The organism is Mesorhizobium sp. (assembly GCF_024509055.1).
Classification (GTDB): domain Bacteria; phylum Pseudomonadota; class Alphaproteobacteria; order Rhizobiales; family Rhizobiaceae; genus Mesorhizobium.
The window spans coordinates 1-10,557 of the sequence record NZ_JANINM010000511.1 but is presented as its reverse complement, the minus strand read 5'-3'; the positions used below and the strand labels follow the sequence as shown (position 1 = coordinate 10,557).

At 62.9% G+C, this 10,557-nt stretch carries 13 protein-coding genes; 12 read left to right on the top strand and 1 reads right to left on the bottom strand.

Features of this window, described 5'->3' with window-relative positions; all coding sequences use genetic code 11:
• From Q0L57_RS30165 to Q0L57_RS30155, 3 genes are all read left to right on the top strand, one after another.
• Positions 1 to 374, top strand: a 374-nt coding sequence (locus tag Q0L57_RS30165) for a potassium-transporting ATPase subunit C (RefSeq protein ID WP_296746742.1), incomplete at its 5' end; no start/stop codon positions are given.
• A 57-nt stretch (positions 375 to 431) separates the two neighbouring features.
• Positions 432 to 3,152 (top strand): sensor histidine kinase KdpD, encoded by a 2,721-nt coding sequence (locus Q0L57_RS30160; RefSeq protein WP_296746741.1) that lies wholly within the window; start codon positions 432 to 434, stop codon positions 3,150 to 3,152.
• Positions 3,149 to 3,841 (top strand): response regulator transcription factor, encoded by a 693-nt coding sequence (locus Q0L57_RS30155; protein WP_296746740.1) that lies wholly within the window; start codon positions 3,149 to 3,151, stop codon positions 3,839 to 3,841. The genes Q0L57_RS30160 and Q0L57_RS30155 overlap by 4 nt, the downstream gene beginning before the upstream one ends.
• Before the next feature lie 52 nt (positions 3,842 to 3,893).
• On the opposite strand, the gene Q0L57_RS30150 is transcribed toward Q0L57_RS30155, so the two are convergent.
• Positions 3,894 to 4,487 (bottom strand): invasion associated locus B family protein, encoded by a 594-nt coding sequence (locus Q0L57_RS30150; protein WP_296746739.1) that lies wholly within the window; start codon positions 4,485 to 4,487, stop codon positions 3,894 to 3,896.
• Between the two features lie 86 nt (positions 4,488 to 4,573).
• Here Q0L57_RS30150 and Q0L57_RS30145 point away from each other — a divergent pair, with 86 nt between their 5' ends.
• From Q0L57_RS30145 to Q0L57_RS30105, 9 genes are all read left to right on the top strand, one after another.
• Positions 4,574 to 5,005 carry a hypothetical protein gene (locus tag Q0L57_RS30145; RefSeq protein WP_296746738.1) on the top strand — a complete coding sequence of 144 codons (432 nt, stop codon included), beginning with the start codon at positions 4,574 to 4,576 and terminating at the stop codon, positions 5,003 to 5,005.
• A gap of 147 nt (positions 5,006 to 5,152) precedes the next feature.
• The gene (locus tag Q0L57_RS30140; RefSeq protein WP_296746737.1) at positions 5,153 to 5,626 is read left to right on the top strand and encodes an NUDIX hydrolase; all 474 of its coding nucleotides are present in this window, start codon (positions 5,153 to 5,155) and stop codon (positions 5,624 to 5,626) included.
• 123 nt (positions 5,627 to 5,749) lie between these two features.
• Entirely contained in the window at positions 5,750 to 6,073 is a 324-nt protein-coding gene (locus Q0L57_RS30135) for a metalloregulator ArsR/SmtB family transcription factor (RefSeq protein WP_296746736.1), read from the top strand.
• Positions 6,070 to 6,480 carry an SRPBCC domain-containing protein gene (locus tag Q0L57_RS30130; RefSeq protein WP_296746735.1) on the top strand — a complete coding sequence of 137 codons (411 nt, stop codon included), beginning with the start codon at positions 6,070 to 6,072 and terminating at the stop codon, positions 6,478 to 6,480. The genes Q0L57_RS30135 and Q0L57_RS30130 overlap by 4 nt, the downstream gene beginning before the upstream one ends.
• Positions 6,481 to 6,556: 76 nt before the next feature.
• A complete protein-coding gene (locus Q0L57_RS30125) occupies positions 6,557 to 6,949 on the top strand; it encodes a VOC family protein (protein WP_296746734.1) in 393 nt (130 codons plus the stop codon).
• A 36-nt stretch (positions 6,950 to 6,985) separates the two neighbouring features.
• Positions 6,986 to 7,219: a hypothetical protein gene (locus tag Q0L57_RS30120; RefSeq protein WP_296746733.1), complete on the top strand. Its 234-nt coding sequence runs from the start codon at positions 6,986 to 6,988 to the stop codon at positions 7,217 to 7,219.
• Complete coding sequence (locus tag Q0L57_RS30115) at positions 7,219 to 7,668, top strand: DUF1801 domain-containing protein (RefSeq protein WP_296746732.1); 450 nt, start codon at positions 7,219 to 7,221, stop codon at positions 7,666 to 7,668. The genes Q0L57_RS30120 and Q0L57_RS30115 overlap by 1 nt, the downstream gene beginning before the upstream one ends.
• Positions 7,669 to 7,721: 53 nt before the next feature.
• Entirely contained in the window at positions 7,722 to 8,120 is a 399-nt protein-coding gene (locus Q0L57_RS30110) for a DUF1801 domain-containing protein (protein ID WP_296746731.1), read from the top strand.
• Positions 8,121 to 8,483: 363 nt separating this feature from the next.
• The coding region (locus Q0L57_RS30105; RefSeq protein WP_296746730.1) for a diguanylate cyclase at positions 8,484 to 10,557 on the top strand (2,074 nt) is incomplete at its 3' end.

Here is a 10,557-nt window from a genome sequence, read left to right as displayed (position 1 = left end):
ATTTCCACGGCAGGCCTTCGGCCGCCGGCAACAACGGCTACGACGCCGCCAACTCCGGCGGCTCCAATCTCGGACCGACCAATCCAAAGCTGCTCGATCGGATCAAGGGCGATGCCACGAAGCTCAAGGCGGAAAACCCGAACGCCCCTGTGCCGGCCAACCTTGTGACGACTTCCGGAAGCGGCCTCGACCCGGACATCAGCCCCGACGCGGCATACTTCCAAGTGCCGAGGGTGGCCAAGGCACGCGGCATCGATGAAGCCAAGGTGAAGGCGCTCGTCGACAGCCATGTCGAGGATCGCGAGCTCGGCGTCCTCGGCGAGCCGGTGGTCAATGTTCTGGCCCTGAATCTCGCCCTGGACGACCTTAAATAGTCGGGTGCCTGCACCGGGGATCGACACGATCCCCGGTACAATTCATGATTGGACCTGATGCCGGAAGACAGGAACACCGAAAACAGACCGTCCCCTGACGCGCTTCTCGAACATGCCGAGCGCGAGGGGCGTGGCCGCCTGCGGATATTCCTTGGCGCGGCGCCCGGCGTCGGCAAGACCTATGAGATGCTTATGGCGGGCCGCGCCCAGTTGGCCGACGGCGAGGACGTGGTGATCGGCGTCGTCGAGACGCATGGCCGCAAGGAAACCCAGGCCCTGGTCGAGGGTTACGAGGTCATCGCTCGACGCCCTGTCGACTACAAGGGCCGCGTCCTCGAGGAAATGGACCTCGATGCCATTCTGAAGCGGCGCCCGGCGCTGGTTTTGGTCGATGAACTTGCTCACACCAACGCGCCCGGCAGCCGCCATCCCAAGCGCTATCTCGATGTCCAGGAGATCCTGACGCAAGGCATCGACGTCTACACAACGCTCAACATCCAGCATGTCGAGAGCCTGAACGACGTTGTTGCGCAGATCACCCGCGTCAGGGTCCGGGAAACGGTGCCGGATTCCATCATCGACCAGGCCGACGATATCGAGGTCATCGACCTCACTCCCGATGACCTGATCAAGCGCCTGCAGGCAGGCAAGGTCTATTTTCCGAACACCGCCCAGCGCGCGATCGAGAACTATTTCTCGCCGGGCAACCTGACGGCGCTGCGGGAACTGGCGCTGCGGCGCACCGCGCAACGCGTCGATGAGCAATTGCTCAACCACATGCAATCCCACGCCATCCAAGGCCCGTGGGCGGCGGGCGAGCGGGTTCTGGTGTGCGTCGATTCCCGACCAGGGGGCGCGGCACGCATACGCTATGCGCGGCGGCTGGCCGACCGGCTTCGCGCTCCGTGGACGGCGCTGCATGTCGACACCCCTCGCCTGGCCGGCATGTCCGAGGAGGACAAGGACCGGCTGGCGACCAACCTTCGTCTTGCCGAGCAGCTCGGCGCGGAAGTGACGACCATTCCTGGCCAGAACGTCGCCCAGGACATCGTGCAGCACGCGACGGCGAACAATTTCACCCATATCGTCATCGGCAGGCCGACCCGGTCGCGCTGGCGGGAACTGATCGAGGGCTCGCTAACCTACGATCTGATCCGTAACGCCGGCGATATCAGCGTCCACGTGATTTCGGGAGCCGAACGCGACGCGGGCGCCGCCGCGCCGCGGGTGAAGGCCGCCCCCGAACAGCGCCAGTTCCAGGTCTGGCCCTATCTGATCACCACGGGTTTTGTCGCAGGCGCGCTGGCCGTCAGCGCGGTACTTGACCAGTTCCTCGACGTCCGCAACCTCGCCAGCGTCCTGCTTCTGGCCGTGCTGACGTCGGCGGTGACGTTCGGACTGTGGCCGGCGCTCTATGCCTGCTTTCTCAGCGCGCTTGCCTTCAACTTTTTCTTCCTCGAACCCCGTTACACGCTGACCATCCGCGACCCCGAAAGCATCGTGGCCTTCTGCGTCTTTCTGGTCGTCGCCGTGATCGCCAGCAACCTGACGGCTCGAGTGCAGCGTCAGGCCGCCGCAGCCCGCTCTCGCGCAAGGGCAACGGAGGATATCTATTCATTCTCCAAGAAGCTGGCGGGCGCTGGCACGCTCGACGACGTTCTGTGGGCGACCGCCTTCCAGATTGCCTCGATGCTGAAGGTGCGCGTAGTGCTGCTATTGCCCGAAAGCGGCACGATCACCGTGAAGGCCGGCTATCCGCCAGACGACACACTGGCTGAGGCGGATATCGCTGCGGCTCGCTGGGCCTGGGAGCACAATCGCCCCGCCGGCCGCGGCGCCGACACGCTGCCGGGCGCCAAGCGCCTTTATTTACCGCTGCGGACAGGGCGCACGGCGGTCGGCGTCATCGGTCTCGATGACGACCGCCAGGGGCCATTGCTGACGCCTGAGCAGCAGCGCCTGCTCGACGCGCTAGCGGACCAGGCCGCGGTCGCCATCGAGCGCATCCAGCTCGTCGCCGATGTCGATCGCGCCAAATTGGCCGCGGAGGCGGACAGGCTGCGCACGGCGCTCCTCACCTCGATCTCGCACGACCTCAAAACGCCCCTTGCAGCCATCATGGGCGCCGCCGGCACGCTGAGGGAATACTCGGCCGCGCTTCCCGAAAAGGATCGGTCCGAGCTGCTGTCGACCGTGATCGACGAATCGGAGCGGCTGAACCGCTTCATCGCCAACCTGCTCGATATGACCAAGATCGAGTCGGGCGCAATGGAGCCGAACTATGCATTCCACTATGTCGGCGACGTCGTCGGTTCGGCGCTGAATCGAGCCCGCAAGATCACCGGCGAGCACAGGATAGAGACAGACATTCCGCCGAATCTGCCGATGCTGCGGCTGGACCCTGTGCTTTTCGAGCAGGTTCTGTTCAACCTTCTCGACAATGCCGCGAAATATGCGCCGCCCGGATCTGCCATTCGGCTGCGAGCCTGGGCCGACAATGGTTCCGTCGCCTTGCAGGTCATGGACGAGGGCCTGGGCATCCCGCCCGAGGATCTGGAGCGGATTTTCGACACCTTCTACCGGGTGCGCAAACGCGACCAGGTCCGTGCCGGCACCGGGCTCGGCCTCTCCATCAGCCGCGGCTTCATCGAGGCGATGGGCGGCACGATCTCGGCCGCGAACCGCACCGACCGTCCGGGCGCGGTCTTCACCATCAAGATGCCTGTGCCGGAAGAAATGCCGGAATTGACGGCTGCCAAGACGGATGACGCCGCATGACCAACCAGAACGTCAGCATTCTGGTGGTCGACGATGAGCCGCCGATCCGCAAGCTGCTTCGCGTTGGTCTTAGCAGCCAGGGCTATACGGTCAACGAGGCGCAGAACGCCGGCGTGGCGATCGAGTTCCTGAAGACCGAGAAACCCGACCTCATCCTGCTCGATCTCGGGTTGCCGGGCATAACCGGCCTCGAACTGCTCGGCAGATGGCGAAGTGAGGGTCTCAACATTCCTGTTGTTATTCTCTCCAGCCGCACCGACGAGACCGGCATCGTCTCGGCGCTTGAACTCGGCGCCGACGACTATGTCACCAAGCCTTTCGGTATGAACGAACTCGTCGCCCGCATCCGCGTTGCTTTGCGTCACAAGTTCCAGCAGCAGGGCGAAAAGCCGGTGTTCCACACCGGCGACCTCTCCGTCGATCTGGTCAAGCGCATCGTCAAGGTCGAAGGCAAGGAGGTGAAGCTGTCGCCGAAGGAATACGACATCCTGCGCATGCTGGTTCAGTATGCCGGCAAGGTGCTGACGCACCAGTTCCTGATGAAGCAGATATGGAACGATTCGACAGACGTGCAGTATCTCAGGGTCTACGTCCGCCAATTAAGGCAGAAGATCGAGAAGACGCCGGACCAGCCTCGCTACATCATCACCGAGACCGGCGTTGGCTACCGTTTGCGCGAGGCGGAATGAAGGAGGCGGCCTTCCGGATATCCTCGCCGCCCATCCTGGTTTATCGATACATTTAATCCGCCGACAGGTCGGCCGTTCTGGCGAGCGCGCCCGCGAAGCCATTGAGCGAGATGGTGAAGGCGATCGGCTGCTGCGTGTCGGCAGCGACCGCGTTGATCTTGAGCGTGGTGCCGTTTTGCAAAAGCGGCGTGGTGTCGGCATTGAATACGACCGGTACGAGGCAGCCAACCGCCTGGCAGGTGTTGAACTGCAGGCTTCCGTCCAGTTTCTGGTCATCGATCTCGAACGTGACGCCTTTGGCGAGCGCCAGCCCGAACGGCAGCGCCAACGTGCCGGTGGCATCCTGACCGGTTTTTGTCGACAATTCGAGCGCGAGCAGGCGCTGGCCGCTCTGCTTGTTGAACTGCTGGTGCGACAGGCTGCACATCTTCGTCGTGCCGGTGACCTGGCAATTGACGGTCCAGTCGCCATGCGTCTCCGAAAGGGCCGAAGCGCCGCCGGGCAGTTGCGGCTTGGCAGCCGCGTCTGCGGGCTGGGCGGCGGCCGGCGCAACCTTGTCGCCTTTGTTCTGCGCTGCAAGCGCCGGCAGGCCCGCGATCCCGGCAACAGCCAGCATTGCGACCAACAATTTGGACCTGCTTCTCATCGGTTTCCTCTATCGCCCTAACCCGTCCAGTCACTTGGACCAGCCCGCGCGATAGAGCGGCGAAACCGCCATTCCCGTCAAGCGCAATGCTGGTTGCGTTCCGATTTTATCTGGTACGACAATCCCCTGCCACGCATGCGTTGCACTGCGCCGTGGCACATCCGGAAAAGCACCCTATATATTGCGGTGAAGTTTGTTTTCATGGGATGGAAGCGATGTTGCACCCTCGCCTTCCGGCGTTTTTGATTGCGGCGGCGCTGGCCGCCGCCCTTTCGGGCGTGGCGTCTGGAGCGTTGGCTCAAGTCACCATCCCTACCAACAGCAATGCATTGATCCAGCAGAATGAGTTGCAGACGCTTCGCAGCCAGCTGCAGCGGCAGCAATACCAGCAACAGCAGCAGATCTACCGGGAGCAGGATAGGCAGATTGCGCCTGCGCCCCTCCCCCAGGTGCCCGTCGTCAAGCAGAGTTGCCAGTCCCAAGTGATTGGCAGCACAATTTCGCAGGTCTGCCGCTGACAATCCGCCTCTTTCGGGTTATTTAGCCGACTTACTTGCCGGCAAATGCCGGATTGCAAGGGCGACGGTTTTGGGGTTTTGCAAGGGCAGTACCTTGTCGCGCGCGATTTGCGCGTGGGCGGAGCATTTGTCCGACCGGGTTTTGGGATGGTAGCGGCCAAGAAGAAAGCAGTGCGCAAGGCAAGGAAAGGGGAGCGGATCCGCCAGGTGGCCGCCATACCCTTTCGCATGGGCGAAGATGGACGCGTCGAGGTTATGCTGGTCACCTCGCGAACCACTCGCCGCTTCATCGTCCCCAAAGGGTGGCCGATGAAGGGCAAGAGCGGGCGCAAGGCCGCCACGATCGAGGCCCAGGAAGAGGCAGGCGTTTCGGGCAAGGCGCTCAAGCAGCCCGCCGGCACATATTCCTATTGGAAACGGATGACCAACCGCTTCGTCCGTGTTGACGTGGTCGTCTATCTGCTGGAGGTGACCGAGGAGATGGTCGACTGGCAGGAAGCTTCCGCGCGCCAGCGAGCCTGGCTGCCGCCGGCCGATGCGGCGCTGCTCATCGACGAGCCCGAACTGTCGACGCTGCTGCGCGATTTGGCGATCCCCGCGAGCGAACCGGTGTCGGAATAAGGCAGGCAGACCTATGTCGTCCGCGTCCCTGCTTGGCCGTATTCCTTTCTGCCCTGCTCCTGCTTGACTACATATATCCCAGCGGTTATACGTCAATCAATAGCCCACAGGTTATCGATCAGGATGTCCGCAACGCACGATACACTCTTCAGGACGCTTGCCGATCCGACAAGGCGCGCCATCTTTGAGCGTCTATGCCGTCAAGGCGAGCAGACTGTCGGCGCGCTCACGGCACAGGCCGGTGTCTCGCAGCCGGCGGTTTCGAAACATCTCGGCGTCCTTAAGGAAGCCGGACTGGTGCGCGACCGCCACGAGGGGCGCCAGACCCACTACAGCGCCCAGCTCGCAGCGCTTGCGCCGCTGATGGACTGGACGCGCCACATGGCCGGCTTCTGGGAAAGCCGGTTCGATGACCTCGAGGACCTGCTGAAGAGGATGGATCAATGAACGACATGCCGGCCGGAACGCGCTCCGTCGTCGTCGAGCGCGAGATGCCCTATCCGCCGGAAAAGATCTGGCGTGCGCTCACCCAGCCGCATCTCATCGCGGAATGGCTGATGAAGAACGACTTCCAGCCGGTCGTGGACCATCGCTTCAGGTTGAGTGCCGACTGGGGCGGTGTCGAGTGCCAGGTCCAGACCGTGGAGCCCAACAAGACGCTGTCCTATTCGTGGGACACCAAGGATCTCGAGAGCGTCATCACCTGGACGCTCACTCCGAGGGGCACGGGCACTCATCTGCGCATGGAGCAGGTCGGTTTCCGGACCGACCAGGAGCCCTACTACCGTGGCGCCACGGTAGGCTGGAAGAGGTACTTCGCGGCCTTGGAGCAGGTCCTGTCGCGGGCCGATTGAGGTCCGCCGCAAGGTTCAGAGAATAGAAACCGTCTTGCGGCGTTGACCCGCATGCGTGAGCAATGGAGAAACGAAAATGAAGATCAAGCTGACCAGCGTCTATGTCGACGATCAGGAAAAGGCTCTCGGCTTCTACACCGGCGTGCTGGGTTTCACCAAGAAAGCCGATTTCACCAACGGTCCGTTTCGCTGGCTCACCGTCATTTCGCCCGACGACCCGGACGGCACTGAACTGCAGCTGGCGCTCAACGACAATCCGGCGGCGAGAACCTATCAGCAGGCCATATTCAAGCAGGGCCAGCCGGCGCTGATGCTTTTCACCGACGACATCAAGGGCGACCATGAGCGCATCAAGGCAAATGGCGGCAGCTTCGCAATGGTGCCGACAGAGGTGACCGGCTCGACCATCGCGCAGGTCAACGACACTTGCGGCAATCTCATCCAGCTCACGCAGCTGGCGCGCTGGTAGCGTAGACGTTTCATTCGTTGATCACAGGAGGTATCGTTGGACTGGAGCAAGTGGATAAGGCAGTTGCATCGCTGGCTGTCGATCATCTTTACCCTCACCGTCATCGCCAATTTCGTGGCCATGGCGTTGGGACAGCCGCCCGCCTGGGTGGTCTATTCGCCGCTTCCCCCGCTCTTCCTGCTTTTGTTCAGCGGCCTCTATATGTTCGTGCTGCCCTATGCCGCCAGGCGGCGCGGCGAAGCGGCGCGTGAAAGTATCGGATCGGCCTGATGGCGAAGACGAGACCGAAGCAAGCTACCGCCGGCCCATCGAAGGCGGAACCAATGCTGCTTTCAGGCGGGAATCCACAGATCGCCAAGGGTTACGGCGATGAACCCGTGCAGGCTTACATCGCGGCCATGCCTGGCTGGAAGAGTGAGGTGGGACGCCGGCTCGACGAAATCATCGAGCGGACAATTCCCGACGTTCGCAAGGCCGTGAAGTGGAACTCGCCGCTCTATGGCGTCGGCGAAGAGGGCTGGTTCCTTGGCATCCATTGCTTTGCGAAATACATCAAGGTGGCCTTCTTCCGCGGAATGTCGCTCAAGCCCGTGCCCCCAGGTGCATCCAAGAGCAAGGACACGCGCTATCTCAACATACGTGAGGACGACCAGATCGACGAAGCGCTGTTCGCCTCATGGGTGGAACAGGCGAGCCGGTTGCCTGGCGAGCGCATGTAGATGCCAGAGGTTCGCATTATCTTTTTTACCCGGCTTTTGAAGGAAAAACACCGATGAACAAAAGCGTCCCGCAGGAATCCAGGTCGCCCTCCGAGCTGATAGACGGACGGATCGCGGAGCTCGGCGATTGGCGCGGCGAGATGCTTGGCCGGCTTCGTGCCTTGATCAGGGAGGCGGCCCCTCATGTCACCGAGGAATGGAAGTGGCGAGGGGTCCCGGTCTGGGAGGACGCCGGAATGATCTGCACCGGCGAGACCTACAAGGCCGTCGTCAAGCTGACCTTCGCCAAGGGCGCAGCGCTGCCCGATCCCTCGAGCCTGTTCAATTCCAGCTTGGAAGGCAACACCAGGCGCGCCATCGACTTTCGCGAGGGCGAGCAGATCAACGAGGCGGCGCTGAAGGCCCTCGTGCAGGCCGCTGTGGCTCTGAACAAATCCAGGGCCAAACGCTGATCGATCGTGACGCATGGACGCGTCCTGCTCGACTTCGCCATTCCGAGCCACGCGGCCCGCCAACTTGCGACGCCTTAGTCTGTGTCAAGAACTCGGCTGGCAGCGGCGCCCGAAAACACTTTGCCATGCCTGAAATACTGCGGCGGCAACGTCATCATGACGTCGCGTAAGCCGCAAACTATTATCTCCGAAGAATTCGAGGACAAATACTGCAAGAATTTATAGGCTGTTAAGCCAGACGCGTTATCTGGGCTGTTGTCGCCACGCGCCGGCAGACATGAGGAAATGCACATCGTCCCAACCGACGGATGAACCAGTCGGACGGATGCAGGTGGGGGCCACGGCAGGCTCCATGAGAACGCGATGAAGCTCTCGCCGACGGACACTAGCCCACGCCTCATCGGGCTGGTCTGGCCTTTCGTTGTTGTCGTCCTTATCCAGGCACTGGTCGCGACGCTGAGCCTCCACACGCTATCGGCCGTCCGCGCCTATGTCGGTGGCGAGAGCCAGTGGTCGAAGGGGCAGAAACACGCCATCTATTTCCTCAGCCTTTATGCCGATACCGGCAAGGAAGAGTATTTCAGCGAATACCGCCAGGCTATCGCCGTGCCGCTCGCCGATCGCGCGGCGCGACTTGCGCTCGAGCAGCCTCAGCCCGACGCCAACGCGGCGCGCCAGGGCTTCCTCGGCGGCGGCAATCACGCCGACGATGTTGCCGGCCTGATCTGGCTGTTCCGGAATTTCCGCGGGATGAGCTATCTCGCTACTGCCATCCGGCACTGGACTGCGGCCGACGAGGTGATCCTGGCCATCGAAAAACTCGGCGACACCATGCATCGAAGGCTCGCCGCGGGACCGGCGTCCGAGGCCGACATCATCGCCTGGAAAGCCCAGATCCATCAACTCGACCGCGAAGCCGGGCCGCTGTCCAAGGCCTTCTCCGACAGCCTCGGCGAGGGCTCGCGCTTCATCAAGGCGGCGCTCACCCTGGCCAATCTCGTCACCGCAGCGCTGCTCATCCTCCTGGCGGTGTGGCGCACCCGGAAGCTCCTGGCGCAGCGGCAGGCATTCGAGCATGCCTTGAACACCGAACGCGAGCGTGCCCAGATCACGCTGGCCTCCATCGGACAGGCTGTCATCAGCACCGATGCCGCCGGGCGGCTGGACTACATGAACGCCGTAGCCGAACGCCTGCTTGCCCGGTCCCTGGGAACGGCCAAAGGCAAGCCCGTCGACACCCTGTTCCGGCTGATCGACAAGGACAGCGGCGTGGAGGAAGGCGATCTGGTCCGGCAGCTCCTGGCCGGGGAGCCGCGGCGCACCAACGTGCGGCCGCAACTTCTGCAGCGCCCCGATGGCTCCGTCGTCCCTGTCGCGCTCAATGGCGCGCCGCTCAACGTTTCCGGCAGGATCGTCGGTTGTGTACTTGCCATGCACGACATGACGCGCGAGCAGGATTACATCGATCGCCTGTCATGGCAGGCCTCGCACGATGCGCTGACCGGGCTCACCAACCGGCGCGACTTCGAGAACCGGCTGGCGAGCGTCCTTTCCGAGCCGCCGGAGAAGCCGAGGCGGCATGCGCTGATGTATCTCGACCTCGATCAGTTCAAGCTCGTCAACGACACTTGCGGGCACGCGGCGGGCGATCAGCTGCTGCGCCAGATCTCGGTGCTGCTCGCCAACGAACTCCCTGCCGGCGACATCCTGGCAAGGCTGGGCGGCGACGAGTTCGGCGTGCTCCTTTTCGATTGCGACACCGACTCCTCCGGCGCCACCGCCGAGCGGCTGCGCGCCACCGTCCAGGATCTTCATTTCTCCTGGGAAGGTAGGCCGTTCAACATCAGCGTCAGCATCGGCATGGTGGAGATCACCAATTCCGGCATGTCGCTCGAGGAGGTGCTGCGCGCCGCCGATGTCGCCTGCTACATGGCGAAGGAAAAGGGCCGCAACCGCGTTCAGGTCCAGAGCTACGGCGATACGGCGCTGCGCGAGCGCTTCGGCGAGATGGCCTGGGTGCAGCGCCTGCATGCGGCGATCGAGCAAAACCGCTTCAGGCTGCATGCACAGGAGATCTCGCCGCTGCGGGAAGATGTCGCCGAGGCGGGCGCGCATATCGAGATCCTGCTCAGGCTGGCCGACGAGAACGGCAACTTCGTCACCCCGCAAAGCTTCATTCCGGCGGCCGAGCGCTACGGGCTGATGCCGGCGATCGACCGCTGGGTGGTGCGCAACACGTTCCGCGCCCTGACGGCCCGGCTGGCCGATCCGCTCGCCACGCAGATATCCACCTGCGCCATCAACCTTTCCGGCGCGAGCTTCGGCGACGAGACTTTCCTCGGCTTCATGCGCGAGCAGTTCGCCGCTCATGGCATTTCGCCGCAAACGATCTGCCTGGAGATCACCGAGACCAGCGCCATCGCCAACCTGACCGACG